The organism is Natronorubrum aibiense (genome assembly GCF_009392895.1).
GTDB classification, from domain to species: domain Archaea; phylum Halobacteriota; class Halobacteria; order Halobacteriales; family Natrialbaceae; genus Natronorubrum; species Natronorubrum aibiense.
The window spans coordinates 1,833,178-1,858,937 of record NZ_CP045488.1 but is presented as its reverse complement, the minus strand read 5'-3'; the positions used below and the strand labels follow the sequence as shown (position 1 = coordinate 1,858,937).

At 62.6% G+C, this 25,760-nt stretch carries 27 protein-coding genes; 15 read left to right on the top strand and 12 right to left on the bottom strand.

The genetic code is table 11. The features are described from left to right. Nucleotides 1-566: 566 nt before the first annotated feature. Together GCU68_RS09040 and GCU68_RS09035 are read left to right on the top strand one after the other, a co-directional pair. Complete coding sequence (locus GCU68_RS09040; protein WP_152940881.1) at nucleotides 567-1,826, top strand: RNA-guided endonuclease InsQ/TnpB family protein; 1,260 nt, start codon at nucleotides 567-569, stop codon at nucleotides 1,824-1,826. 392 nt (nucleotides 1,827-2,218) lie between these two features. Continuing rightward, the gene (locus GCU68_RS09035) at nucleotides 2,219-3,451 is read left to right on the top strand and encodes an orc1/cdc6 family replication initiation protein (protein ID WP_152940879.1); all 1,233 of its coding nucleotides are present in this window, start codon (nucleotides 2,219-2,221) and stop codon (nucleotides 3,449-3,451) included. Nucleotides 3,452-3,761: 310 nt separating this feature from the next. Here the strand turns inward: GCU68_RS09035 and dnaG are convergent, their stop codons facing one another. Both dnaG and GCU68_RS09025 read right to left on the bottom strand, forming a co-directional pair. Beyond that, on the bottom strand, nucleotides 3,762-5,144 hold the full coding sequence (gene dnaG / locus GCU68_RS09030; protein ID WP_152940877.1) for a DNA primase DnaG: 1,383 nt from the start codon (nucleotides 5,142-5,144) through the stop codon (nucleotides 3,762-3,764). 104 nt (nucleotides 5,145-5,248) lie between these two features. Then, on the bottom strand, nucleotides 5,249-6,166 hold the full coding sequence (locus tag GCU68_RS09025) for an ArsR/SmtB family transcription factor (protein WP_152940876.1): 918 nt from the start codon (nucleotides 6,164-6,166) through the stop codon (nucleotides 5,249-5,251). A 173-nt stretch (nucleotides 6,167-6,339) separates the two neighbouring features. Between GCU68_RS09025 and GCU68_RS09020 the strand changes: the two genes are divergently transcribed. The 4 genes from GCU68_RS09020 to GCU68_RS09005 all read left to right on the top strand — a co-directional run bounded on the left by GCU68_RS09020 (nucleotide 6,340) and on the right by GCU68_RS09005 (nucleotide 10,011). After that, nucleotides 6,340-6,615 (top strand): DUF3311 domain-containing protein, encoded by a 276-nt coding sequence (locus GCU68_RS09020; protein WP_152940874.1) that lies wholly within the window; start codon nucleotides 6,340-6,342, stop codon nucleotides 6,613-6,615. After that, nucleotides 6,612-8,087 carry a sodium:solute symporter family protein gene (locus tag GCU68_RS09015; RefSeq protein ID WP_152940872.1) on the top strand — a complete coding sequence of 492 codons (1,476 nt, stop codon included), beginning with the start codon at nucleotides 6,612-6,614 and terminating at the stop codon, nucleotides 8,085-8,087. The genes GCU68_RS09020 and GCU68_RS09015 overlap by 4 nt, the downstream gene beginning before the upstream one ends. 95 nt (nucleotides 8,088-8,182) lie before the next feature. Then, nucleotides 8,183-8,968 (top strand): SDR family oxidoreductase, encoded by a 786-nt coding sequence (locus GCU68_RS09010; protein WP_152940870.1) that lies wholly within the window; start codon nucleotides 8,183-8,185, stop codon nucleotides 8,966-8,968. Nucleotides 8,969-9,027: 59 nt separating this feature from the next. Then, nucleotides 9,028-10,011 carry a hypothetical protein gene (locus GCU68_RS09005; RefSeq protein ID WP_152940868.1) on the top strand — a complete coding sequence of 328 codons (984 nt, stop codon included), beginning with the start codon at nucleotides 9,028-9,030 and terminating at the stop codon, nucleotides 10,009-10,011. On the opposite strand, the gene ubaA is transcribed toward GCU68_RS09005, so the two are convergent. After that, nucleotides 10,008-10,847, bottom strand: coding sequence for an SAMP-activating enzyme E1 (gene ubaA / locus GCU68_RS09000; protein WP_152940867.1), 840 nt, complete (start codon nucleotides 10,845-10,847; stop codon nucleotides 10,008-10,010). The genes GCU68_RS09005 and ubaA overlap by 4 nt on opposite strands. A gap of 238 nt (nucleotides 10,848-11,085) precedes the next feature. On the opposite strand from ubaA, the gene GCU68_RS21610 reads away from it, so the two are divergent. The 4 genes from GCU68_RS21610 to GCU68_RS08985 all read left to right on the top strand — a co-directional run bounded on the left by GCU68_RS21610 (nucleotide 11,086) and on the right by GCU68_RS08985 (nucleotide 14,788). Then, nucleotides 11,086-11,271, top strand: coding sequence for an HVO_0416 family zinc finger protein (locus tag GCU68_RS21610; protein ID WP_152940865.1), 186 nt, complete (start codon nucleotides 11,086-11,088; stop codon nucleotides 11,269-11,271). A gap of 177 nt (nucleotides 11,272-11,448) precedes the next feature. Next, a complete protein-coding gene (locus tag GCU68_RS21290) occupies nucleotides 11,449-11,607 on the top strand; it encodes a DUF7563 family protein (RefSeq protein WP_168927081.1) in 159 nt (52 codons plus the stop codon). Nucleotides 11,608-11,780: 173 nt separating this feature from the next. Beyond that, nucleotides 11,781-13,655: a UvrD-helicase domain-containing protein gene (locus GCU68_RS08990; RefSeq protein WP_152940863.1), complete on the top strand. Its 1,875-nt coding sequence runs from the start codon at nucleotides 11,781-11,783 to the stop codon at nucleotides 13,653-13,655. Continuing rightward, complete coding sequence (locus GCU68_RS08985; protein ID WP_152940861.1) at nucleotides 13,652-14,788, top strand: M24 family metallopeptidase; 1,137 nt, start codon at nucleotides 13,652-13,654, stop codon at nucleotides 14,786-14,788. The genes GCU68_RS08990 and GCU68_RS08985 overlap by 4 nt, the downstream gene beginning before the upstream one ends. A 21-nt stretch (nucleotides 14,789-14,809) precedes the next feature. On the opposite strand, the gene GCU68_RS08980 is transcribed toward GCU68_RS08985, so the two are convergent. Continuing rightward, nucleotides 14,810-15,097: a DUF7533 family protein gene (locus tag GCU68_RS08980; protein ID WP_152940859.1), complete on the bottom strand. Its 288-nt coding sequence runs from the start codon at nucleotides 15,095-15,097 to the stop codon at nucleotides 14,810-14,812. A 132-nt stretch (nucleotides 15,098-15,229) separates the two neighbouring features. Here GCU68_RS08980 and GCU68_RS08975 point away from each other — a divergent pair, with 132 nt between their 5' ends. Further along, on the top strand, nucleotides 15,230-15,850 hold the full coding sequence (locus tag GCU68_RS08975; protein ID WP_152940857.1) for a riboflavin synthase: 621 nt from the start codon (nucleotides 15,230-15,232) through the stop codon (nucleotides 15,848-15,850). A gap of 13 nt (nucleotides 15,851-15,863) precedes the next feature. On the opposite strand, the gene GCU68_RS08970 is transcribed toward GCU68_RS08975, so the two are convergent. Together GCU68_RS08970 and GCU68_RS08965 are read right to left on the bottom strand one after the other, a co-directional pair. Beyond that, nucleotides 15,864-16,214 (bottom strand): hypothetical protein, encoded by a 351-nt coding sequence (locus tag GCU68_RS08970; RefSeq protein WP_152940855.1) that lies wholly within the window; start codon nucleotides 16,212-16,214, stop codon nucleotides 15,864-15,866. Between the two features lie 85 nt (nucleotides 16,215-16,299). After that, nucleotides 16,300-17,307: a PrsW family intramembrane metalloprotease gene (locus GCU68_RS08965; RefSeq protein ID WP_152940853.1), complete on the bottom strand. Its 1,008-nt coding sequence runs from the start codon at nucleotides 17,305-17,307 to the stop codon at nucleotides 16,300-16,302. Nucleotides 17,308-17,448: 141 nt separating this feature from the next. On the opposite strand from GCU68_RS08965, the gene GCU68_RS08960 reads away from it, so the two are divergent. Together GCU68_RS08960 and GCU68_RS08955 are read left to right on the top strand one after the other, a co-directional pair. Continuing rightward, nucleotides 17,449-17,826, top strand: coding sequence for a DUF7532 family protein (locus tag GCU68_RS08960; protein WP_152940852.1), 378 nt, complete (start codon nucleotides 17,449-17,451; stop codon nucleotides 17,824-17,826). Between the two features lie 49 nt (nucleotides 17,827-17,875). Next, nucleotides 17,876-19,303, top strand: coding sequence for a DUF402 domain-containing protein (locus tag GCU68_RS08955; RefSeq protein ID WP_152940850.1), 1,428 nt, complete (start codon nucleotides 17,876-17,878; stop codon nucleotides 19,301-19,303). A gap of 19 nt (nucleotides 19,304-19,322) precedes the next feature. Here GCU68_RS08955 and GCU68_RS08950 read toward each other — a convergent pair whose 3' ends face one another. The 3 genes from GCU68_RS08950 to tnpA form a co-directional block, all read right to left on the bottom strand. Next, nucleotides 19,323-19,781, bottom strand: a complete 459-nt coding sequence (locus GCU68_RS08950; RefSeq protein WP_152940848.1) for an NUDIX hydrolase — start codon at nucleotides 19,779-19,781, stop codon at nucleotides 19,323-19,325. 92 nt (nucleotides 19,782-19,873) lie between these two features. After that, nucleotides 19,874-20,824 (bottom strand): bile acid:sodium symporter family protein, encoded by a 951-nt coding sequence (locus tag GCU68_RS08945; protein WP_152940846.1) that lies wholly within the window; start codon nucleotides 20,822-20,824, stop codon nucleotides 19,874-19,876. Between the two features lie 72 nt (nucleotides 20,825-20,896). Beyond that, nucleotides 20,897-21,304, bottom strand: coding sequence for an IS200/IS605 family transposase (gene tnpA / locus GCU68_RS08940; RefSeq protein ID WP_152940844.1), 408 nt, complete (start codon nucleotides 21,302-21,304; stop codon nucleotides 20,897-20,899). A gap of 44 nt (nucleotides 21,305-21,348) precedes the next feature. On the opposite strand from tnpA, the gene GCU68_RS08935 reads away from it, so the two are divergent. Next, nucleotides 21,349-22,653: an RNA-guided endonuclease InsQ/TnpB family protein gene (locus GCU68_RS08935; RefSeq protein WP_152940842.1), complete on the top strand. Its 1,305-nt coding sequence runs from the start codon at nucleotides 21,349-21,351 to the stop codon at nucleotides 22,651-22,653. Between the two features lie 274 nt (nucleotides 22,654-22,927). Here GCU68_RS08935 and GCU68_RS08930 read toward each other — a convergent pair whose 3' ends face one another. Then, a complete protein-coding gene (locus GCU68_RS08930; RefSeq protein ID WP_152940840.1) occupies nucleotides 22,928-23,077 on the bottom strand; it encodes a DUF7560 family zinc ribbon protein in 150 nt (49 codons plus the stop codon). A gap of 210 nt (nucleotides 23,078-23,287) precedes the next feature. Then, nucleotides 23,288-24,343: an aldo/keto reductase gene (locus GCU68_RS08925; RefSeq protein WP_152940838.1), complete on the bottom strand. Its 1,056-nt coding sequence runs from the start codon at nucleotides 24,341-24,343 to the stop codon at nucleotides 23,288-23,290. A 203-nt stretch (nucleotides 24,344-24,546) separates the two neighbouring features. Between GCU68_RS08925 and GCU68_RS08920 the strand changes: the two genes are divergently transcribed. Further along, a complete protein-coding gene (locus tag GCU68_RS08920) occupies nucleotides 24,547-24,822 on the top strand; it encodes a hypothetical protein (RefSeq protein ID WP_152940836.1) in 276 nt (91 codons plus the stop codon). A 55-nt stretch (nucleotides 24,823-24,877) separates the two neighbouring features. On the opposite strand, the gene GCU68_RS08915 is transcribed toward GCU68_RS08920, so the two are convergent. Then, the gene (locus GCU68_RS08915; protein ID WP_152940834.1) at nucleotides 24,878-25,648 is read right to left on the bottom strand and encodes a hypothetical protein; all 771 of its coding nucleotides are present in this window, start codon (nucleotides 25,646-25,648) and stop codon (nucleotides 24,878-24,880) included. Nucleotides 25,649-25,760: the final 112 nt, after the last annotated feature.

The window sequence follows — 25,760 nt, the reverse complement described above, 5'->3', positions numbered from 1 at the left end:
GGATCCGACAGCGACGTCGTCTCAACGCGAGCCGAACTCCGTCTCCGTGCCAACGCGATGGTGCTCTGGAGGAGTGGCGAGCCAGCACACTGTGGCGGACACCCACCCCACGTTTCCGTCGTAATTCGACCGCGGGTGGGGGGTCCACGTGAAGGAATCGTTCGAAAGCGCGAACTCGAGTGCAGAGTCGTTCTACGGCAAACTGAACTCGATCACAGCGACACTGTAAACGCCGTCGGTTCGACCGATAGAACGAAGTCTCCTCGTTCTATCAGGACACGAAGTACAACCACTGGACTATTATCAGCATCTTCTTTTTAGTCTATCTATTTTCGATCCGTTACAACAATGGCTCCGCACGCATAGTTCGTACGACTAATCAGTCAATTATCTCCTGTGTGGTTCGATTATACGCTGAACAGGCGCAATACCACGTCCTTTAGGGCGTGGATACGCGCCGTCACTTGCTGTAACAATCCACAGCCTGTTGCATGGCCGGATACTCTATACTGGATCGGTACGACTATGTTCTCGGCGTCCATAACCGGTTATGGTGCCAGAAATCGATGCGAACCCACCGAACATTCGAGGCGTCGATCACTAACTCACGGCAAGTGAGTGATGACCTCGATCAACTCGGACGGGCCGCGTCGAAACTCTGGAACGTCGGTCGCTACTACGCACAAGCACAGTGGGACGAAACGGGCGAGCTCCCCGATGACGGGGAACTCAAATCCGAACTCAAAGGCCACGAACGCTATACGGATCTTCATTCGCAATCCAGTCAGCGCGTTCTCGAAGAACTCGCTGAAGCGTTCAACGGCTGGTTCGCAAAGCGTCGGAACGGCGATAGCCGTGCCCGACCGCCCGGCTACCGCAAACGCGGCGATTCACACCCACGTTCTACAGTGTCGTTCAAGGCGGCTGGCTTCAAGCATGATGCACAGTTCACCCGTGTTCGCCTCTCGAAAGGGCGCAACCTCAAGGAACACCGTTCGGACTTCGTGCTGTGCGAGTACGAGCTACGCCCCGACGTGGACCTCTCCGAGTGGGACATCCAGCAGGTTCGGGCCGTTCACAAGTACGACGAGTGGCGGCTTCACTTCGTCTGTCGAAAGGTGATTGATCCCGACCCACCGGGCAACGAGACTGCCGGGATCGACCTCGGCATCTCGAACGTCGCCGCGCTATCGTTCGGCGGCGAATCCATCCTCTTTCCCGGCAACGCGCTGAAAGAGGACGAATACTACTTCGGACGGAAGAAGGCGAAGTGTGACGATAGCCGATCCAATGAGCGGTGTCGTCTTGATCGGAAACGCACGGAGCGCAGAACCCACTTCTTGCATACACTCTCGAAACACATCGTTTCGGAGTGTGTCGAGAGGGGTGTTGGAACAATCGTCATAGGCGACTTGGGCGGTATCCGCGACGACAAGGACGGCGAATCTCGTAACTGGGGGACGCACGGCAACCTTGATCTTCACGGATGGGCGTTTGACCGCTTCACGTCGATGCTCGACTACAAAACGGAAGCCGAAGGGATCGACGTAACCGTTGAATCCGAACGCGATACCTCCAAGACGTGTTCCGCCTGTGGGAGGAAAGACGGCAACCAGCGTGTTGAACGCGGGTTGTACGTCTGCAAGGAGTGCGATACGGTTGCGAACGCGGATGTGAATGGTGCGGAGAATATTCGGCGAAAAGTAACTTCGAGTCCTGCGAAGGATAGGAGTAACGGCTGGTTGGCACAGCCTTCAGTCCATCTGTTCGATTGTAGCGAGGGCCGTTTCGCCCCGCGAGAACAGGTCGCTGACTGTAAACCCTAATATCCCAACGTCGGTCGGGATTCCACGTCGTTTACGGCGTGGAGGATGTCAATCTGTAGGCCGATTGTTTTGGTGACGTCGTTGGCTCCTCGCTCTCCAGCGAGATACGACGGAAATGCGGGGGGTGGGTGACACCATCAGCCGCTCCCCACCCCTCACTTCATCTCGATACGTCGGAAACGTGGGGTGGGTGGGTCAGCAATGTCATCGTTCGACCCCGCCGCTGTCGGCCGATTCGTCGAGCAACGTCGGAAACGTGGATATCATATCAACAATCCCATCATCGACATACACGTTTCTTACCCGCCGAATACAGCGTTTATACGTCGGAAACATGGGGTAGACGACTTCACCAGTTTTATACAGACACCACGCTCACGAGCGTATACGAGATGACGCCCGACCCCTCATCCAGTTCTGTCGACGATCCGCTCTTCGAGTCCGGCCACCGGATCTTCTCGAACAAAGACCTCCTGAAGATCGGCCACGTTCCGGAAGCCGATCGGATCGTCGGACGAGATGAGGAAATCGCGAAACTGGCCAAACGGCTCAACGGCGCTGTTCACGGCTATTCCCCGGAAAACGTGATGATCTACGGCAAAACCGGGGCGGGAAAGTCACTGGTCTCGAGACACGTCAGTCAACGCGCTCGCAACGCAGCCGAGTCGGGCGTCGATATCGGGACGGCGTACATCGATTGTGCCGAGGATAACACAGAGACACAGGCAGTGTCCTCGCTCGCGGCGAAACTCAACGACGAAGCAGTCACCGATATCTCGGTCCCCCACACCGGACTCAGCACGTCGAAGTACTACAAACTCCTCTGGAAGGTACTCGACGCCCAGTTCGACTCCGTGATCATCATCTTAGACGAGATCGACCTGATGAACGACGACAGCGTGTTGATGAAGCTCTCGCGCGCCGAGGAGGCAGGAAAGATCGACTGCAGCATCGGTGTCATCGCGATCAGTAACAAGATCCAGTACATCGACAAGCTAAACGAACGGGTCCGGAGTAGCTTCCAGCACAAGGAACTGTTCTTCAAACCCTACGACGCGAACCAGCTCCGCGAGATCATGGTCAATCGGGAAGACGCCTTCCGGGACGGCGTCCTCTCCGACGAGGTGATCCCACTGTCCGCCGCCTTCGCCGCCCAAGAACACGGCGATGCGCGCAAGGCGATCGATATCCTCCGACACGCCGGCGAGGTTGCCTACGAGGACGGTGCCGAGACCGTCCAGGAAAAACACGTCCGACAGGCCCAGCAACACGCCGAAAAGGACCGCTTTCGCGAACTCGTCAACGGCGCCCCCACGCAGGCGAAAGCCGCACTACTCGCGCTGACCGAACTCAGCGTCACTGCCGACGACGACGCGTTCCTCACGAGTCGCGTGTACGACCAGTACGAACGGATCTGTGATCACCTCGAGATGGACGTACTTTCGGTTCGCCGCTTTCGCGACATCCTGAAAGAACAGGCGTTTCTCGGCGTTGTCGAAATCGAGAAGATCAACAAGGGAAGCGCCGGCGGCATCCACCTGCAGAACCGCCTCATCGAAGACCCACACGTCGTCCGCGAAACGATCCTCGAGGACGCGTGGATGCAAGACTGGGCGAGCGAATAACGACGCAGTCGTCGAGTCGAACGACGGAAACGCAGGGCGAAACGGGAAACGTCGGAAACGTGGGGTCCGTCGAAAACGACGGAAATCCGGGGGGGATGAGCGAAGTAACGTCGGAAACATGGGGTGCCCCGATGTGGACGCGACGTCGATGAGGACACCCCAAGACCAAACGTGCAGAGACGAGAACAGCCGGCGACGGGAAGGCGAAGACGTCGGAAACGTAGGGGGTGGCTCGTCTTTCCGATAGTGGCCTCTGGCAGTCTGGTTTCAGTTGTCTAGCTACGTCCGCTCTCCGCTCGAGCGTATGTGCTCACTCCGTCTCGGGCGCTTCTTCGGCGACGTCGTCGATCGCGTGAATGCGGACCGCAGTCGGTCGTTTGGTGAACTGCCCGAGCGACTGTGCGATGATCCGGCCGACGCCGCGGTCGGCCGCCAGATCGAGCAGTTGCTGGCCGAGAATGTCGTCGAGCACGACCGTCGACGGCGCAGGCTCGAGGTCCTCGAGAACATCGTAGGCGTCGCTCGCATCGGTCTCCTCAAGGGTGTTGTCGTCGGCGTCGAGAAATCGAACGCGGCCGGTCTGGCTTCGGATGACGACCGCAGCATGGCCGTAGACGGTTTCGGGGTCGGCTGAGGTCGATGGCTCGGCTTCGAACTGCTCGTCAGGAGCCGTCGGCGACGGCGTCGCCGCATCCGTGACGTCGGTTCCGCACTCGACATCGGTGCTGTCGGACACGGACATGTCGACTGCGGACGCCGTCGATTGCGTGGGCTCGCCGGCACGCTCGGGTGTTACGGCGGTGGCCCCATCGGAATCACCGGTTCCCGGTGCCGGTGCCGGCGTTGCACTGCCGTCGGTCGCGGCGACGGCTTCTCGAGGCTCGTTCAGTTCCGAGACCGTCTCGTAGGGGACTTTGTTTCGGAGGGCTGCAAACAGCTGGTGGTGGTCCAGATCCTCGACGGAGGTGCCAGCTGGTGCGAACGCGACGTAATCGACATCGCCGACCTGCGAGAGTTCTTCGAAGATGAGGTCGCCGCCGCGGTCGCCGTCGAGGAAGGCGGTGACTGTCCGGTGGCGGGTGAGTTCGGCCACCGCGTCGGGGACGTTGGTGCCTTCGACCGCGATCGCGTTTTTGACGCCGTATTTCAACAGCGTGAGAACGTCCGAGCGACCTTCGACGACGATGATCGCATCGCTGTCGGTCACCCGAGGGCCGGCCGGCAGCCCTTCGTATTCGGTGATGTCCTCGACGCGAACGTGTTGGCGAACCTCCGCGAGGATCTCCTCGGAGGTCATCACGCTGTCGTCGAAGCCGGTACGAAGCAGTTCCTTTGCGCGTTCGACCACCTCCTTTCGCTTTGCTGCTCGGACGTCTTCGATCTCGGTGACCTCGAGGTCGGCCCGACAGGGGCCGACTCGGCTGATCGTCTCGAGGGAGGCCGCGAGTGTCGCGGTTTCAACCTTGTCGAGGCCGGTTGCGATGGTGAGGTGGCCGTGTGACTGGCCGCCGGTGCTCGTTATTTCGACGTCGATACGACCGACTTTCTGTGACTGACGCAGGTCGCGCAGATCGAGTTCGTCACCGAGTAAGCCTTCGGTCTGCCCGAAGATGGCACCGACGACGTCGCTGCGCTCGACGACCCCGTCAGCCGTGACGTCCGCGTGAATGAGGTATTTCGAGGTGTCTTCCATGGGATATCTGTTACGTGCTACCGCGTTCGCGGTAGCACAACGGGTTAGTGTATTTTGGATCGTGACGGGGAAATAGCTGTTGACCTATCGATGCCCTCGAGCGATCAGTACGTCGGTCGGAGCCAGTACCAGTAGATCGTGACAGCCGACAGCACAACGAGTCCACCGAGAAAAAAGAGCAGTCCGGGCGGGATGACTGCAAAGACCGCTTCGACCGTTTCGGCACCGCCGTCAGCGGCAGCCTCGACGGATTTGTTGCCGTCGGTCACAGACAGGTCGTCGGCCGCCACGTCGCTGCCCTCCCCAGTGTAGTTTTCTTGTTCGGCGCTCTGCGCACCGACATCGTCCGTCGCGTCGTCGCTCTCGGTCTCACTCGAGTCGTCCATCACGCCGGCACCGCCGTCGGCATCCGTTTCGGCGGTTCCACTGGTCTCGTCTGCGCTATCGGCGCCAGTCGTCTCGTCCGTTTCGTCAGTTTCGCTCGAATCGTCCGCGCCGTCGCCACCGTCGGTCTCGCCCGTTTCGTCCTCCCTCTCGGTGTCGGCCGGGACGCCACCGGCCGATGACGAGTCTGCCGCCGACTCGGCCCACCGCACGAGGCCGTACTGCACCAGCAGACTCGCGCCCGCGAGCGCACCGATACCGCCGAGAAATCGCGAGAGGGCCTCGCGCAGTCTACTCGCTGTCGATTCGTCGCTCGTCACGATCAGCGGGCCGTCGGTCGCCGCGTACACGCTCATCTCGTTGCCCCGCGAGGAGTACCACGTGTCGACGACCTCGATCAACCCCGCCTCCTCCAAGTTCTCGAGGTGGTAGCGAACGTTCTGGATCGACGAATCGATCGCGTCGGCGACGTCGCTCGGCGTTCCGGGTTCGGCCTCGAGTCGCGCGTAGATCCGTCGGGCTGTCGTCGACGAGAGGGCGCTGAACACCGCGTCGGCCTCGTCGCCCTCGAGGTCGACGACGCGCGGGTGACCCTCAGGCTCGTCGGGGTCGGAGCGAAACGGGAACAGCCGGGCCATGTCAGTTCGGATTACTGTCGCCTGTCGATCCCTATACGTTTTTTCGTCGCTGAAAGAACAGTTTTAGGTTCCGAAACCGATGATGGGACGCGACCGGCGTATCGACAACGCAATTTCTTCAATAAGCGCTGTTGAAGGGAAACGATTACCAACGTCGGGCCCAACAACCCGATATGCGACGTCTGGAACGTGCGGGCTGGCTCGCGGTTGCAATCGTCCTCTGTGGACTTGCGATTCCGTGGTTCCTCTGGGGATCGGCGGCGGTCGTCGCGGGCCTGCCGCTGTGGCTGTGGTGGCACGTCGGCTGGATGGGACTCGCCTCGGTCGTCTTCTGGATTTTTACGAAGCGAGCGTGGGGAATCGGCGTCGAAACGGACACAACGGCCTCGAGTCGCGGGCACGGAGCGGACCACACCACGCACTCGGCGCGCGGAGGTGAGCGCCCGTGAGCGTGACGCTGCAACTCGGGATCATCGTCGGCTACCTCCTGCTGGCGCTGGTCGTCGGACTGATCGCCTACCGGCTGACCGACCGGACCGCGGAGGACTTCTATCTCGCGAGTCGGACGCTCGGCACGATCGTCCTGCTGTTTACGACCTTCGCCACGCTGCTGTCGGCGTTTACCTTCTTCGCCGGGCCGAACATCGCCTACGCTCAGGGTCCCGAATGGATCCTCGTGATGGGGCTGATGGACGGGCTCATCTTCGCCATCCTCTGGTACGTCATCGGCTACAAGCAGTGGCTGCTCGGGCAGGAGTACGGTTACGTCACGCTCGGCGAGATGCTCGGCGATCGGTTCGCCTCACGGCGACTTCGGGGTCTCGTTGCCGGCATCAGTCTGCTCTGGCTCTTTCCGTACGTCATGCTCCAACAGGTCGGGGCCGGCACCGCCCTCGAGGCGCTGACCGAAGGAACCGTTCCCTACGCCATCGGAGCGGGGCTGATCACCGCGTTCATGATCCTCTACGTCGTCGTCGCCGGGATGCGCGGCATCGCGTGGACGGACACCCTGCAGGGGGCGTTCATGCTCGTCACCACCTGGGTCGCGCTGCTGTGGGTGCTCGCCGCCGTCGGTGGCCCAGATGCGGCGACGGCGGCGCTCGCCTCGAGCGAAGAAACCGCTGCGTTCCTCTCGCTCGGCAGCGCCTACTACACGCCGCAGTGGATGCTCTCGACGGCGATCACGATCGGCTTCGGTGTCGCGATGTTCCCGCAAGTGAACCAGCGCTTTTTCGCCGCCGGCTCTCGGACGGTGCTCAAACGCTCGTTCGCGCTGTGGCCGATCCTCTGTGTCCTCCTCTTTGTCCCCTCGTTCATGCTCGGCGCGTGGGCGCGCGGGCTCGACGTGGCGATTCCGGCGGGTGACAACGTCCTCCCCGTGATCCTCGCCGAGTACACCCCGGTCTGGTTCGCCGCGCTCGTCATCGCTGGCGCGATGGCTGCGATGATGTCCTCTTCGGACTCGATGCTGCTCTCTGGCTCGTCGTACTTTACGCGAGACCTCTACCGACCCTTTGTCGACCAGACCCTCGCGGCGCGACGGGAGGATCTGCTCGCTCGAGTCGGCGTCGTGATCTTCGCGACCGCCGCGTTCGGGGCGAGTCTGCTCAACCCGGCGACGCTGTTCGAACTGGGCGATGCAGCCTTCAGCGGCTTCGCACAGCTCGCTTTGCCCGTCCTCATCGCCCTCTACTGGCGCAAGACGACTCGAGCCGGGATCACGGCCGGGATCGTCACCAGTCAACTGTTCTATCTCTCGAGTCTCTTTCTCGCCGCTGTCCCCGGCAGCTACGCCGGCTGGACGGCCGGCATCGTCGGCATGGGACTCGGGCTCGTCGTCACCGTCGTCGTCTCCCTGGTGACGACACCGGCGGCCGACGAACGGCGCGCGATTTACTTCGACGGGCTGGGCGCGGACTGAGTCCACAGCCGTCGTCCCCGCTTGTGACGGAAACCGCGCGCGAGCCGTTTGCCTGCGACACCGGGCCTTTGTCCCTCCCCGTCGTGGGCTCGCGTATGGATCTCGATCTCGACGGCAACAGCGCACTGGTGACGGCCTCCTCGAGCGGCCTCGGCTTTGCGAGCGCACAGGCCCTCGCCGAGGAGGGCGCGAACGTGATGATCTGTGGACGCGACGAGCAGCGACTCGAGGATGCTCGTGAGGAACTCGCCGAGACGGCCACGGGGGAGGTTCGTGCGACGCCGACGGACCTCACGGACCCGGACGAGGTCTCCCACCTCGTCAGCGAGACGGTCGGCGCCTTCGGCGGCCTCGACCACCTCGTCACTTCCTCGGGCGGGCCACCGAGTACGACCTTCCTCGAGACCGACGAACAGGACTGGTACCAGGCCTACGACCTGCTGGTGATGAGCGTCGTCTGGACGGTCGAACAGGCCCACGAACACCTCCTCGAGTCGGCGTACGGCTCGATCACGTGTATCACGTCCCGAACAGTCAGAGAGGTCGCCGATGGTCTCCTGTTGTCGAACTCGGTTCGCAGAGGCGTGATCGGGCTCGTGAAGACGATCTCGCGGGAGTTCGCGCCCGAGATCCGCGCCAACGCGGTCCTGCCGGGGACGATCGAGACGCCTCGAATCGAGGAACTGATCGAAGCGAACATCGAACGCGGCGTCTACGACGACTACGACCACGGGCTGGCGGAACTCGCGAGTGAGATTCCGATGGATCGAATCGGCGAGCCCCGTGAACTGGGCGATATCGTGGCTGTGCTCTCGAGTCCCCGCGCGAGCTTCGTCAACGGCGTCGAAGTACCCATCGACGGCGGGCTGTTGCGGAGCTAACGGCGACCTGCCTGCAGCGAACCGAAACCCTCTCGTCGGTCCTTTTGTTCGTTCGAGTCGTGTACCGTCCGGTCCAGTTCGCCGGCTACGTCGCACTGTTGCTGACCGCCGGCACGTTGCTCGTGGGCTCGCTGGCCGCACCCGTCGAGACGCCGCCCGGAACGGTCGGCGCACAGGCTGGGCTCGTGTTCATCGCCGCCGTCGCCGGCGTGCTCGAGCACAAGCGAGTGCTTGGCCCGTTCAAAACCACCGGCTTCGATCGAGCGGACGCAACCAACGCGCTCGCGGTCGTCGCCGGTGCCGTCGTCACCTACGTCCTGAGCATCCACGCCGACCTCGGCCCGGTGCTCGCTTCCGCACTGGTCGGCCTGATCACCGGCCTCGCGCTCCCACGCATCGACGTACCGGCGTACTGCGGCTCGTTCGTCGGCATGGCCTCACCCGTGGCGTTCCCGTCGCTCGAGTCCGTTGCCCTCGCGGGACTCATCGCGGGCCTCGGCTTCGTCGCGACGACCGAGACATTCGGGGGCGTCGGCGGCAAACTCGGCACGCTCGCGCTGTTTGGCTGTCTCACGGCGGCCGCGTTCGCTGGGCTCGAATTTGCCCCCGCTGGCACGCCGCAGTGGGAACTCGTCTCGCTGATCGTCCCTGTCGCGGTCGTCGGGGCTACCGCGACGGTCGCCTCGAGCGTGCGCCTCGAGTGGGGGCCAGTCGTCGGATCAGCCGTCGTCGGTGTCGTCGCCGGCGTGGCGTTTCCGCTCGCGCTGCCGGAACTCGGTGGGACGCTCGCCACCGTGGCCTTCTGTGCGTCGTTCGTGGGGATGTCGAATCCGAAGCGGTTATCGCTCGGGTCCGTCGTCCTCGCTGGCGGCCTCTGCGGGCTCGTCTTTCTCGCGGTCACGCCCGCGTTCGCCGGCGCTGGCGGTAAACTCGGGACCACCGCGTTCGTCTCCTGTGTCGCCGTCCTCGGCGGGCGAGAGCTGTACGACGGCGTGGTCAGCGTTCTTTCGTGGGTTCGTGAGACGACCGAGACAACCGTTTAATCGGCCGAAATCTCGCACGTGCCCTCGTAGGCGACGTCCTCGATCGACTCGATGGCTGGATCGTCGCCACAGACGGGACACTCCGGGTTCGAGAGCACGTCGACCGTCTCGAACGTCATGCCCATCGCGTCGTACATGAGCAGGCGGCCCTCGAGCAACTCACCCTTGCCGAGCAGGTACTTGACGACCTCTGTGGCCTGAATACAGCCGACAGTGCCGGGCAGGACGCCGAGCACGCCAGTAGTCGCACAGTCGGGGACGGTCCCGGGTTCGGGCGCTTCGGGGAAAATGCAGCGGTAACACGGCGGGTCCTCGTTTTCACCACCGCGGTCGTTGGTAAACGTCGTCACCTGTCCTTCGAAGCGGTAGATTGCGCCGTGGGACAGCGGTGTCTCGCTGAGCACACAGTGGTCGTTGAGCAGGTACCGGGTCGCGAAGTTGTCGCTGGCGTCGAGGACGATGTCGTACTCGGCGACGAGCTCGGCCACGTTGTCGGTCGTGAGTCGCGTTTCGTAGGTATCGACGTCGATGTCGGGGTTCAGCGTCGCGACGTAGTCGGCCGCGCTCTGGACTTTCGGCCGGCCGACGTCGTCGTCACCGTGGACGATCTGACGTTGCAGGTTCGACCGCTCGACGGCGTCGTCGTCGACGATCCCTAGCCGACCGACGCCCGCGGCTGCGAGGTACTGGATCGCCGGCGAGCCGAGCCCGCCCGCACCAACGATCAACACCGAGCCCTCGAGCAGCCGCTGTTGGCCCTCGGGCCCGATCTCGTCCATGATTACGTGTCTCGAGTAGCGATCGAGTTGAGTCGCATCGAGGCGCAGGTCACTCATACGCATGGGTTGGTGAGTAACGGAGAAAAACCCGCGGGTCGAACCGGCCCGAACCGGCGAGGTGACCGATCGAACCGGGCTCGGACTGGATGATGGAGCGAGTGTCAGCTGACAGTTTCGAGACGCCGGTTCGACTGTTTTGTCGGCGGCAACGGGTACCGGGTGGTGTTCGTTTCACTCGAGGCAGATCTGTGGGTGAACCCGATGATTTAATATTGTGGGAGCTATTCACACACCTATGGCAACCTCACCCAATGATGCCGGTGACGACGTCATTGATCAATTCCTTTCGGATCGCGGTCACACGGTAGAACGAATCGGGTGGGAACACGATTATAATAAGAAACAGTGCCCCGAGTGTGGTGGTCTCCACGATACCGCTGCAAGCTCCTGTACCGTTTGTGGGTGGGAACCGACGCCGTAGGGCTCACGGAAGACACCCCGAAACCGCTCATTTTGTTGCGTCACGCACGAGATAACGCCACCTCGAGTTCGTCGAACCGAGACGATAGCCGTCAGCAGCCGCGTTCGAGGATTTTCAACTCCCGTCGTGCGATAGAACTATACTGTATTACTTCCTAATAGGAATACGAGAATAACAATGCCGGAATGCCAGAACTGCGGTGCGTTCGTGACGGACGCGTACGCTCGTGTGTTTACCCCACCCGGTGTCGACGATCCTCGAGTCTGTCCCAACTGTCAGGACAAGATCCGTGACGGCGCGGAGATCCGAGCCGCACGGTCCTCGAGAAATCAGTAGCGAGTCGGTCGCGAGCCGACCCCGCTCAGATCGATCTGACGGACTCCTCCTCGCTCGACCCGACTGACCCCGATGCAGTCTGGTGAATTCGTTCGCAGCGACGGACCGCCAGTTGCCTTTCTATCGCCGAAAACCCACGTGACTTATGGGTATTGCGCTCTTGAACAGCTACAATGAGTACTACGGAGACGAAGGTGACCCGGTTGTTCGGTGGTCCGGGCAGCGGTAAGACGACAGCCCTGCTCGACCACGTCGAAGAGATCCTCGAGCAAGAGGGTGTGAGTTTCCGGGATATCCTCGTCGTCTCGTACACGCGAGCGGCTGCACAGGAGGTTCGCGAACGACTGGCAGAGCGACTCGACGAAAGCCCGCGTGCACTGCAGGGTAACGTCTGTACGATGCACGCGAAAGCCTACGAACTGCTTGATCTCTCTCGAAGCGACGTCATCGGCGAATCTGATAAAGAAGAGTTCTGCGAGGAGTTCGGCATCGAGTACGAAGACGAGTACAGCGGTGCCGGACGCCGTACCGCTCGGTCGACGACCATCGGAAACAAGGTCATTGCGACCAGCCAGTGGCTCCAGCGAACCGGCCGTGAGGTCTCGGAGTGGTACGATGTCCCCTTCCAGTGGGATCAGGAGGAAGTCCGTCTCCCACCCGAAATCGATCCGAATGCCCAAGAGGGCAACAAGTACACCCCGACGTGGCCGTCCGACGACGACCGGATCGACGTCCCCGAAGCGATCCGTGGCTGGCGCAATTACAAAGGCGAGCAGGGGAAGATCGGCTTCGCGGACATGTTAGAACGCGTCAAGCAGCGTTCCTTGCTTCCGAACGTCGACTATCTGGTGATCGACGAGTTTCAGGACATCACCACGCTGCAGTACGACGTCTACGAGGAGTGGAAGCCCCACATGAAAGAAGTCCTGATCGCCGGTGACGACGACCAGGTCGTCTACTCGTGGCAGGGTGCCGACCCCGCACTCTTGCTCGACGAAGCGGTCGACGAGGACATTATTCTGCCCAACTCCTATCGGCTCCCTTCGAACGTCCTCAACGCGGTCAACAAGGAGATTCGACACATCGAGACCCGGCAGGACAAAGACCTCAAGCCGCGCAAAGAAGGCGGTGCCGTTGAGGCGCGTCGGAATGCGTCGATGCTCGACGTCGTCCGAAACGTTCGCCGGACGCTCATCGAGGGCGACGGGACGATCATGATCCTGTTCCGGGCACGCTACCAGATGTTCCAGTTCATCGACGAGTTCATCACCGAAGGCGTGCCGTTTACGTCGCTGACCGACCAGCGGATGTGGACCGACCGGCTCACCCAGTACGTCCGGGCCGTCGAAGCGATCGACCGCGGCGAGGACGTCACTGGGCTCCAGGCCCGCCGACTCGCCGACATGCTTCAGGAGTCGGCGTTCGGCACCAACGAGCGCGACGACCTCTTCGACGAGATCGATGACCGCCAGGAAGAAGCCGGCATCGACGACCTCGCGGAGTTGATGATCCCTGCAGAAGTCATTCAGGACCACGCGCCGTTCATGCCCGGCCCGGCGTCGGCCGGCGACATGGTCCGGAAAGTCACCAACTTCCAGAAGAAAAGCATCCGATCGTACTTCGCGATCGGCGAGTATCTGGGTATGGAGACCGATCGCGTCCGCGTCGGCACCATCCACTCCGCGAAGGGGCGTGAGGCCGACCACGTCATCGTCGGTACCGACCTCACCGAAAAAGTCGTCGAACAGATGGTCGCCACCGTCGACGATCCAACGGACGTTCCCGGCGTCGAGGAGTTCACCAAGAACACCTCGCCGGTGCCCGTCCTGACCGACAACGAGCGCCGCGTCTTCTACGTCGGCATGTCCCGGGCTCGAGAGCGCCTCGTCTTGCTCGAGAATCTGGTCGACGGTGCGCCAACGCTGCCGATCGACGTCCTGCTCAACAACCGGCTGACCGACACGCCGCTCGATGAACTCATCGAGGAGGCCCAGCAGCCACAGGACGCCGACGCTGACGGCGACGAGGTCGAAGCCGAAGCACCGTGACCGACGCCGAGTCGACTGCCGGTATCGACACCGACACGGCCGACGTCGCGACACACCTCGAGTCGGCGATCAGCGACGCGCTTGAGGCCCGCGAGGCCGTGGCAGTCGTCCACGCCGGTTCGGATTGCGATCCCGCCGTGCGCTACTGTCGACCCCGACTCGCAGTCGAGAACGGACTCGTCGCCGTCGCCTTCGATGGCGAGACGTGGCTCGTCGAAACGGACACGGATGCCGGCAGCCATCCAGCCGAGGCGCTCGCTGCAACCCTGTGTGAACGCGTCGGCTCGGAAACGATCTTGACGCCGGCCCGACTCCCACACGACGCCGCACTCTACCTCGAGCAGGCCGGCTTCGAACTCGCCTCGACCGACGTCATCGAGCGCGCTCGAGCGACGAAAACCGAACGCGAGCGAGAGCGAATCGCCAGCGCACAGACAGCTGCAGCCGCCGGCGTCCGCCGTGGAGCATCGCTGCTCGCAGATGCAACGATCGACGACGGTCATCTGGTCGTCGACGGCGAGGTACTCACGCCGGATCGGCTTCGGATCGCGATCGACGAAGCAATCGTCTCGGCGGGGGCGTTTCCGGCGGGCAACACCGTCGTCAACCCCAACCCCGACCACCGGCCCTCGACGCTCGACACGGGCGACGTCGCGCTTCGACCCGGCGAACCGATCGTCCTCGAGACGGCACCTCGCGGTCCGGCAGGCTACCACGGCGGCCTCGTTCGGACGTTCGTCGTCGACAGCGACGGCGGCCGGGAACGCCGTGCTCACGTCGGCGTGACACAATCGTTTCGCTCCGCAGCGGCGATGCTGACCGCAGACACCGAATCGGTGACGGCCGTCGAAGCCGACCTCGAGGCCGAAGTCCGTGCGTTTGGCTTCGAAAACGCCGACGCCGTCCAGACCCGGGTTACTGGTGTGGGCCTCGAGCCCCGCGAACGACCCCGCTTGGGCGGCGACGGGATCGAACCCGGGAGCGTCGTACGACTCGAGTCGGCCGTCCACGTCGCCGACGGACAGTGGCTGCGGATCGCCGATATTCTCGTGCGGAAAACAGCGGACGAACGAGCCATCTACCTGCCGGCATGTTCGCGCTCGCTCGAGCCGACGGCGGTACTTGAGGAGTAATCGGCAGCAACTCGAAGCCGATCAGCGGTCGTCGTCGGCACGGACGGTGGCTGTCTCATCGTCCGCATCTGAATCCGATTCTGAATCGCTTGCCACAGTCCCGACGACGCGTTTCACAGCGAGGCCGGGGAGATCAGACGGCGTGGTCAGTCGCTGCTCGATGACGATAAGCGCGACGGCGAGGCCGAGCAAAATCGCGCCGACTGTCGTCTCCCCGCGAACGAGCAGGAACTCGAGTCCGGCGAGTGCGGCAGGCAGTGCGAGCACGAGCACGCCCGCGAGTTTGATCGTGTCGATGATACCGGCCATTGGACTGGTATAGCGCAGGTACATTCAAAAGCGCGACGACTGGGCGTACCGAGCCGCCGAGACTGCCAGTCACGGAACTGGAACGCGTCTCGGGGTCGGAACGGCTTTATTCGCCGACTTACATCTCCGAGTATGTTCACGGGAATCGTCGAGGAGACCGGCGAAATCGTCGCTCGAGAGCGAACCGAAGACGGCCTGCGGCTCCGAATCGGGGCCGACGAGGTCGCGACGGGCCTCGAGCACGGCCAGAGCATCAGCGTCAGTGGCGTCTGTCTCACGGTCGAGCGCTTCGAGGTGGGCGCGTGGTTCGAGGTCTTCCTCGCGACCGAGACCGTCGAGCGGACGTATCTCGGCGACCTTGAGGAGGGCGACGCGGTCAATTTAGAGCGAGCGATGCCCGCCGACGGCCGCTTCGACGGCCACGTCGTGCAGGGTCACGTCGACGCGGTCGCGACGGTTTCGAACATCGAATCCGTCGAGGAAGACTGGTTTTTCGAGTTCGAACTGCCGGCGGGCTACGGCCGCTACGTCGTCGAGAAAGGGTCGATCACGCTCGATGGCATTAGTCTCACCGTCGCCGATCTCGAGGACGACGGGACGGGCGACGCGGGCGGACGAGTAACCGTCGCAATCATCCCGACGACCTACCAGCTCACGACGCTCTCGGAGAAAGCCGTCGGCGATCCGATTCATCTAGAGGTCGACGTCCTCGCAAAATACGTCGAACGGCTGCTTGAGACCCGCTTCGAATAGCAAAAACGGATTTTCAGACGCCCGGGACTCCGAATGCGCCGACACCGAGGCGGAAGACGGCGTTGAGCACGAAGAGGATCGCCAGCGCGGCGAGCCAGGCGATCACGCCGATGAGGCTAGCGGTGAGCCAGCCGCCGGGATAGCGCCAGTTGATAACCCAGATCCACGCCAGCAGCGCAAGCAGCGGCCCGAACAGCGGGATCCAGGCCGTCAACCCCCACGCGATCGCACCGAGAAACGCCGTTACGATCGCGTGTGAGTAGTCCTCGACGTCGACGACGACCGACGCGCCGACGTAGATCGCCAGTCCGCCGACGAGCAGTGCAACGACGAACGCGACAAACGAGCCGACAAAGGTAACCATCACAGCAGAGTACGCGCTGAATTCGTATATAAACTATGACGACAGTGACGGTGACGACGGCGATTGGGTCGTCACTGGGAAGCGACTACCGTTGTGGTGGTTCGAACTCCGTTCGTTCCGGCTTCGGGGGTACGCCAGTATCGTCTCTGACCGAACGATACGTCTGGCGATAGGTGATGATCTTTCGGTAAAGGTAGTAGCCGACGGCGAGATCGAACAGAATCACGTAGGAGACAAAGGCCAACCCGAAGCTGATGGGGTAAAGCGAGGCGACGACGTTGGGGACGATCCCGACCGTGACGTTGTACGTCCCGTGGACGAACGCCGCGATGAGCAGCCCCTTCACGACGATTGGCCCGGCGTACTGGGAGTTGAACTTCGCCAGCCCGAGATAATAGCCTGCGATCGCGGAGTAGATGACGTGACCAGGGCCGACGAGCGCCCGAACGGTCGCGATGCCGGTCGCAGCCGTGATCGTCCCGACGCCGGCCTGGGCGACTGTACCTGCAATGTAGATCGCGTTCTCGATCGCGGCAAACCCCAGCCCGGCGACGGCCCCGTAGACCGCGCCGTCGATGACCGCATCGAACGTCTGGCTCCGATAGGCGAAGACGCGAACGGCCAGCAGCTTCACGCTCTCTTCGACGGGGCCGACGACCAAATAAAAGAAGAGGAGCGTTCCGATGACGGGAATTGCCTGCAACGACGGCCCGACCGTCGAGTTCACGACGGCTGCAAACGTCGCAAAGAGCACGGCGAGGACGAACGTCGCGACCAGCAGCCCGAGCGGTTCGGCCGTCGTGATATCCGAGTACCAGATGAATCCGGCGAGCAACGCCGCGGGGACGATCGAGAGCCCGAAGAACACGGACAGTGATGGCTCCTCGAAGACGAGCACCACCGGCTGGGCGAGTAAGGCGAGCGTGATCACGAACGCGACGACGAGGACGATCGTTTGTAATCCGTAGCTGATCCCGTCGTACATCGTACACGCAAGCCGATCGATAGTCGACCGCGGTTCCCACGTCGACACGCCGTAGAGATCCCTCGACTGCTCGTTGGCCTGCTCAACCGGGTCGCGCTTTCCCTGCATGGGCAGGTCTACGGGGGCCGGGTCAGTAAGCGTTCGGCGCGAACGAATCGGTCTTAGATCCGTGGGCCGAACGCACAGGCGTCGTCGGAGGCCCCACGTAGACCCGGAATCCACAAAGGCCCGCCGTCCTAACCGACGGGTATGCACTTCGATCAACGAACCCAGCAGGCGCTTCGCGACGTCGGCCTCGAGACCGACGATCTGCAAGCCGCCTCCAAGGCCGTTGCCGAGGCCGTCGAGGCCGACGCGTCGGCACTCGAGGCGTTTTTTGAGGGTCACGACACCGTCTACTCGGATATGGATATGGCGCATTCGGCGTCAGAGTATCCCGAGCATACGGTAGACCATCTCGATCTTACGACCCACGCCGCCGAGATGCGGGGCTGGCTCCGCTTCGACTCGTGGGGGGTGTACGTCGAGGACGGGCGAGTGTTGCCGGACGACACCGTCGAACTGACGCTCGGCCCGACGATCAACGACCGGGTGCGGTTCGCGCCCGACCGCGAGCACCTGCGGTGATCGACGTGGCCGAACGCGTGTCAGTCGACACTGTGACGGAGGCGAACCGATGACGACGGCTCGAGTGCGCGGGATCTACACCACGGCGATCACCCAACTCCTCGGCGAGAACGGCCTCGAGGTCGTCCAAGCGTCCGAGCCGATCCGCGAGCGCTTCGACAACCCGTTCGAGACGGTTCCGGCGAACGTGCGGATCGAAACGACTCGAGACAGGCAGGGTGTCGAGGTTTCGGGCGTGCCGAAGACGGTCGAACGGATCGCCGACGACCTCGAGTCGATAGCGATCGATACGTTCCGCTGGGACGGTTCCATCCCCCGCGGCGCGGCGTTCGACGCCGAAGTAATCGACGCCGGCGGTGGCGGCGGTGCCGTCGTCGACCTCGGCGAGGGCCACCGCGGCTATCTCAACTACGACGACGTCGACGGCTACGTCGACGAAGGGAATCGCTACCGGGTGCAGGTGATCGAGCCCACGCCGCCGTGGTCGGACGACGAGCCGCGGGTCATCCCCACGCTGACGGTTCAGGGCGGGCTCTGTACGCTCTCGCGGGACCGAACCGGCGTTTCGGCGGCGCTACGCGGTGAACGAGCCGACGAACTCGTCGGCATGACCGACCTCCTCTCGGTCGACGTTCCCGAGGGATGGGGGCTGCGCTGGCAACAGGCAGCCACTGACGCCGACCTCGAGGCGATGGGCACAGCCGTCGAACAGGCAGCAAACCGGGCGCAAGCGCTCGAGGACGCACTCGAGGATGCACCCGACGAGGGCGGCGAACCGGCCCGGCTGGCGACGCCGCGTGCGACGACGTGGTGTTGGTTCGGTCGCGAGTCGCGCTTCGAACTCGACGGGAAGCGCCGCGAGGTCGCGACGACGATGCCCGGCCACCACCGAACGAAAGCCGCCGACAGGGCAGCGAGCACGGCGGTCGACTTCGCGGAGGCCGTCTGTGAGCCGTCGGACACCGACGGCGACGCGTTCCCGTTCGGTGCCGTCAGCCAGCAGTTCGGCCCGACGACGGGCGACCGCATCACGATCGGCCACGGCAAACCCGACGGGCGACTCATCTCGCTCGGTCGCGGCGAGGTGACCGACTGGGACCCGGAGGGTAAAGTGACTCTCGAGCGCCGGATGCACGGCGGCGGCAGCTACGACGCACTTGGCGTCCCGAAAACGGACGGCGACGTCGCCGTGACGAAGCTCCGCGAGGGTCGGTGGTGGTACCCGACGACGTACAAAGACGCTCGGGGGAACGCGAAGGGAACTTACGTCAATATCTGTACGCCGGTCGAACTCTTCCCCGACACCGCGCGCTATGTCGACCTCTACGTCGACGTGATCCGGAAGCCGAACGGGACGGTCGAAATCGTCGACGCGGACGAACTCGAGGCGGCAGTCGAGGACGGCCACGTTTCAGAGCCACTGGCCGAGAAAGCGATGACCGTTGCCGAAGCGGTCGAGCGCGCGCTGTCGAAGTAGACGTGAGACGGCGGGGCGGTCAGTCCGAGGCAGTGGCGGCGTCGTCTACCGAGGAGACGGTCGGCAGCAGATGGACGTAATCGTTGAGATCGAGGGCGAACGCTCGCGTGGTCGTCGGCTGGACCCAGTGGAGGTCGAACTCGGAACCGTGTTCGTCCCCGCCGTCAGTCACCGTGTGAGTCCACCGGTCGCGCGATTCGTGAACCGTCGCGTGAAAGAAGTGGCGAACATACCGTTTCGGCGGCTCTTTACGGCGCGTCCAGACGTCAGTCGTCAGATGGGTCGTCGAACTCAGCGTCCCGAGCCCGGTCTCTTCGATGACTTCCCGAAACAGCGCCTCACGCGGCGATTCGCCGGGCTCGAGGGTCCCTTTGGGGATCTGGAGGCCGTCGTGGCCCGGTCCCTCGAAGACGAGTAGTTCGCCCGTCTGGCGCGTGATGTATGCACACGCCTTCTGGACGTGCGTGACAGTATCCATGTTATAAAAGCACAGGATACCGACATATAAAAGGATACTACCCAATTCTTTAACCAGACTAAGGGCGTTGGACCGGTCCCGCCGCGTACCGATTAGTCGGCGCTGACGGTTGCCGACTCGTCCCCGATGGGCGTCTCACCGTCGAGTCGCGTAAACAGCGTTGCGAGCGCCGGGCCGGAGACGTTGTGCCAGACGCTGAATAGCGCTGGAATCAACGCCGTGACCGGATCGAAGAAGGCGACCGCGAGCGCCACCGCGAGCCCGCTGTTCTGGAGGCCGACTTCGAACGCGCAGGCGCGGGCTCGGTCCTCAGTCATTCCTGTGACCTTCCCAACGCCGTAGCCGGCACTCAGTCCGAGGCCGTTGTGCACGATGACGGCGAGGAAGACGAGCGCACTCGCGGTCAGGATCTCCTCGACGTTGAGTCCCACGACGGCCGCGACGATGGCGACGATGGCGATCACGCTGATCGCTGGGAAGATCGACAGCCCCGCTTTCGCCACCGATGGGGCGTATTCGTCGAGGACATACCGAAGGATCAGCCCCGCCACGACGGGTAGCAGGACGATCTGGACGATCGACTGGGCCATCTCGGCGAACGTGACGGTGATCGACTCGCCCGCGAGGGCAACCACCCAAGCCGGCATCACGAGCGGCGCGGCGATCGTGGTTACTGACGTGATCGTGACCGACAGCGCGACGTCGCCGCGACCGAGATAGGTCATCACGTTCGACGCCGTGCCGCCGGGTGCCGCGCCGACGAGGATTAGCCCCGCGCCGATCTCCCACGGAAGGTCGAGGGCGACGGCGAGGACATATGCAAACGTCGGCATCAGGAGCCACTGGGCCATCGCACCGATAAAGACGTCTCGAGGCCGCTCGAGGATGCGCCGAAAGTCCGCGGGCGTCAGCGTCAGCCCCATGCCGAGCATGATGACGCCCAACAACGGCGTGATATACTCGCCGATCGGCGTAAACGTGCTCGGGGTGTACAGCGCTGCGGCGGAGAAAAGGAGCACCCAGACGATGAAGTACTTGCTCATGAACTGTCCGATCCGTTCTAAACGAAAAGCAGCGCGAGTTCCCCGCCCCACCGTGGGCGGGGGTGAAGCGCGTCACTCCGGCGCGTGTTCCGTCTCTTCGATATACCGTTCAACCACTTCCTCCGACACCGCTCCCGTCGTCCCAACGTAGTATCCGACCTTCCAGAATCCGCCGCCCCAGAAATACGACTCTCGAATCTCGGGATACCGTTCCAGCAAGTGCTTGCCAGAGTACGACTTGAATTGTCGAGCGATGTTCGCAGGGCTGTACTTCGGGTCTGTTTGCACGAACAGGTGAACGTGGTCGTCTGCGATCTCCAAGGCGAGAATCTTGTGACCGAAGTGGTCAGCAGTCTCACCAAACAACTCCCACACATCGTCTTCAACCACGTTGAGAATCGGGTGGCGGTACTTTGGACACCACACGAAGTGATACTTGCAGGAACTAACCGAATGTGCATGACGACGGTATTCTTCCACCCCTACTCCCTACATTTATGACACTCTGGAACGATTGTGAAAGCATGGGTGAAGAAGCCACAAAAACGATTCAGACGCGCCTTCACATAGCGTCTGGTGAACGAACGTGGCTTCACGACGCCCGCCTTGCATCACGCGAGATATTCAACGACACCATCCGCCTCACACAACAAGGGTACACGCGCACTGAGATACAGAACGAGGTTGACCGCGACGACTTCTTGCGGAACAACAAGTGCGCGGTCGTCGGCAAAGCCCTCCAAACGTGGGACTCATACCAGTCACTCCTTGACTGGTGGGAAGAACAGGCTGATCCTGATGGAGGCAAGCCGACGCCGCCGAGTACGGACAAATCTGGTGCGTATCCGCTCGTGATGGCACACACGGAAGGCTACCGCCTCACCGTGGATGAAGACACGAATCGCGTCCAATTCCGCATCAGTCCGAAACCCTACAAGAAGGTGAAAGGACACCTACGCGGCGAACCGGACGCGATGAACGAACTTCGAGACGCTATCACGTCGGATGAAGTGGATGTTGGGCAGGCCGAACTCCTGTACCGCGATGGCGTGTACTACTTACATGTCACGGTCACACGCGAGTTCAACGTGCCCGAACCCGACACCAGCGACACGCTTGTTGGCGTGGACATCAACGAGCGCAACGTCGCTCTCACCGCCCTTGACCGCGACACGATGCGAACGAATGGCACACTCATCCTCGACTACGGACGAGTCAAGCAGGAACGCCAACGCTACCACACCATCACGAAACGCTGTCAAGAACACGGTAAGACGAGCATCCACCGGAAACTCGGTGACACGGAAGAGCGCTTCACCGAGTGGGTGTTGCATCGGCTTTCCCGTGCTGTCGTGGAGTTCGCAGAGCAATTCTCGAACCCGGTTATCGTGTTCGAGGATATGAGCGGTATCCGCGACGAAATCAAGTACGGGACGTATATGAACCGCCGATTGCACAAATTGCCGTTCCACAAGTTCGAGAAGTTCGTCTCGTACAAGGCGACGTGGCGAGAGATTCCCACGGACACAATAGATGCTTACTACAACTCGAAGACCTGTTCGTGTTGTGGTGAACGCGGCAGTCGGCAGGGACGGCGATTCCGGTGTACGAACGACGAGTGTGACGTGGTGCAAGACCACGCCGACCGGAATGCATCGGTGAACATCGCATGGCGCGAGAAGGCGAAACTCGACGGTAACACGACAAATTACCGGACTCACAAAACCCAACCGCAGGTGCGGTTGGTGCGTCTGTCCGGGTCGGGGCGTGTAAGCCGCCCAACCTCATCCCACTCGCTGGCCGAACAGGGAGTGCTAGCGCACGACTGAGGGAACTACAAAAGCCTCGGACCACCGCGCCCGAGGTTGTTTACCCACGACTGCGTACTCATGCGACGACCATCACCATCGAATAAACACATTCAATTCTCGGTGAGTGGTGACGAATAAGCCGTTCGGTTCCGAAGACGTTCGTTCACGAGGCATATGAGGGGACAGACGAGTTCAATTCAAACCGTGAGTCGACAAACGACGAGCGAAAACAAGTCGGTCAACGGTCCGAGCAGCGGTCGTCGCCGCGACCAGTCGTTCAATTAACCGGCACTCACGCGCTCGGCGTGTCCACGGCAAAGTGGGTTCTGGTCACCGGCCCTCCACAGACGGGACAGCCGTTCTCTAGGGTCGCCTCGCGCATCGGCTCGGTCACCGTAAACTCTCGACGGCAGTCCGGGCAGGTGAAATGGTAGGTTTCCATGGTCATCCACGCTCCGTCTAGAAAGACGGCAGTGTCGTGGAAAGGAGTACCACCCCGATATAGAGGGGCGACGAAGTGTGGGTTGCTGGTGCTGTCTTCGTGGTGCGCTGTAGCTATTGCAGCAGCCACGACGCGAAACGATTTCGTCTCGCCAACACGCCAGTGCCGCGAAATCAGTCCCGCGGAACGCGATCGAATCGAGGCTCGCGATCAGTCGGCTGCGAGTTTGTTGAGGCCGGCAGAGTCGATGTCTTCGCCGCCGACCGACGAGCGAAGGGCGTCCATCCCGTCGTCGCGGTCGATGCCGAAGTCATTTTGGTACAGTTCGTCGACGCGGGCCAGCTCCTCGTCGGAAAGTTTCGGCACGTCGCTTGCAGCCGCCCACTCGTCGATATCGGCTTTCGTGCGGAACGTCGGCGTCACACAGGCGACCGGCTCGTGGCTGAGCAGCCACGCGATCGACGCTTGCCCCATCGTTCGCTCCCCATCGCGCTCCAAGAAGCGCAGTTGCTCGAGTTTCTCCCAGCCCGTCTCGTACCACTCGTCGGGACGGAAACCGCGGTGGTCGCCCTCGCCGAGTTCGGTTTCGGGGGTGACCTGTTCGTTTAAGATGCCCGAGGAGTGGGGGACGCGAGGGATCAGGCTGGTCGACGAGCCTGTCTCCTCGATCGTCTCGAGGAAATGGTTGCCGACTTCCTGCTCCAAGACGTTCCAGACGAGTTGGACGGAGTCGAACTCCTCTTCGATCGCGAGGTCGCCTTCGGCGAGCCAGCCGATCGAGGGTCCGAGTGCCAGTCCCGTGGCGTCGATTTTCCCCTCCTCCTCGAGTTCGTCGAGCAACTCGAGGACGTCAGGTGTGATCTCGTCAACGTTGGCGTTGTGCAGTTGCAGGACGTCGACCGACTCGAGGTCGAGGCGCTCGAGACTCTTCTCGACGGCGTCCCGGAGGTATTCGGGGTCCATCTCTTTTGGCAACTCGCCGTGGCCGGCCTGTGGGTTGTTGTAGAAGTCGTAGCCGACTTTGGTGGCGATCGTCACTTCGTCACGGACGTCGGCCAGCGCCTGCCCGAGGAGTTCCTCGCTGCGACCGTGGCCGTAGACGTCGCCCGTGTCGAAGTAGGTGATGCCTTGATCGACGGCGTACTGGACCATCTCGACGGCGTCGTCTTCCGAGCGGTCGCCCCACCAGTCGGTGCCGACGACCCACGCGCCGAAGCCGACTTCACTGACCTCGACGTCGGAGTCGCCGAGTTGCTGGTATTGCATAGCTAGCGCTTGGGAGCGAGGGGACTTATTGCGTGCGGAAACAGTCGCAGCCGCCGTCGGTACCACCCGAATACGTTCGATCAGTGTCGGGCGAACCGGTTGGTCCGGCCGCCTCGAGCGCGCTCGTTCGACGTCCCAGCTACGCGTGTCGGTCTCGAGTGCCGATTCGAACGGTTCATGGCCGCGGGCCGACAACTGTCGGTATGTCCGACGAGCGCTCTCGAGGCCGTGGGCGTGCGCTTCTCACACAGACACTCGTGCTCGTCGCCGTGTTGCTCTTCGTGCTCGTACTCGTCGCGCTGTTCGTCGTGGGCCAGTCGGCGTCAGCGATCCCACTCGACGCGATTCCCCAGCGTGTCAGCGTCAGGACGGCCGTCGTCGGCGCAGTGCTCGTCGTCGGTGCGATTGCACTCCCGGCGTATCTGCTCACTAGCTGGCAGTCGGCTCAGCGGGAGGCGACTCGAGACCGCCAGCAGTAGCCGACAAATTGATACGAGCCGCGTTCGACCGAAACGGGTTCAGGACACGGCTCGGCTACTGTCCGTCGTCTTCGGCAGATTCGTCGTCATCGGATTCGTCTCGAGACTCCGCTGCCGTTTCGCTGTCCTCGTCCGGCTCGACTTTCATGTCCGAGGCGTCTTCTTCGGGCGTCTCCTCGGGTTCGATCGCATCGGTCTGTGTCGGCTGGGCCTGTTCGGGATCGGGTCCCGTCGCCTCGCTTACCTCCTCGGCCATCGCCGAGTCGGAGACGTCGATCTCGACCGACTCGTCGTCAGTGTCGCGGCGAGGATCGTCCGCTCCGTCCACGTCCGGTTTCGATCGCGGTTCCTCCTGAGTCGCGTCGTCGGTGAATTCGATCCGGGACCCTTCGTCGCGCTCGTCGCCGAGCTGTGCCGAGTCGTCGATCTCGCCGCCGGCGTCGATCTGGGATTCCCGACCGGCGTCGAGACGCTCGGCAGCGGCGTGTGCCTGATCGGAAACCTCCTTGCCTTCGGTCCCGCCGTCGATCTCGTCCAGTGTCGGCTCGAATGTCGACGAGTCGCTCGAGGCCCGGTTCCTGAGGGCGTAGCCGAGCAGTCCAGCACCGACGATCCCTTTCGGAACCGCACGGAGCTGGCCCCGTCCGAGCGATCGAAGGGCCGAAAGCAACACGACGCCGCCGCCGAGCAACGGCACCACCTCGCGTTTGAGGTCGCCGGTGGAGATCGACAGTGCTGTCTCTATCGGGCTCGGTGTCTCGAGGTCGTCGATACGGTCTTCCATCGGGACGTCTGGCGCCACGTCGTGATCGTGTTCGTCAGCCATTGGATGAATCTCCGCGCACGCTGCGCTCACGAAGCGTACTGGCGCCACACGGTTGAAGGTTGGACCGGCACCTGAACGCCGAGGTAGCCTCGTCGGCTATAGTAGCCACTGA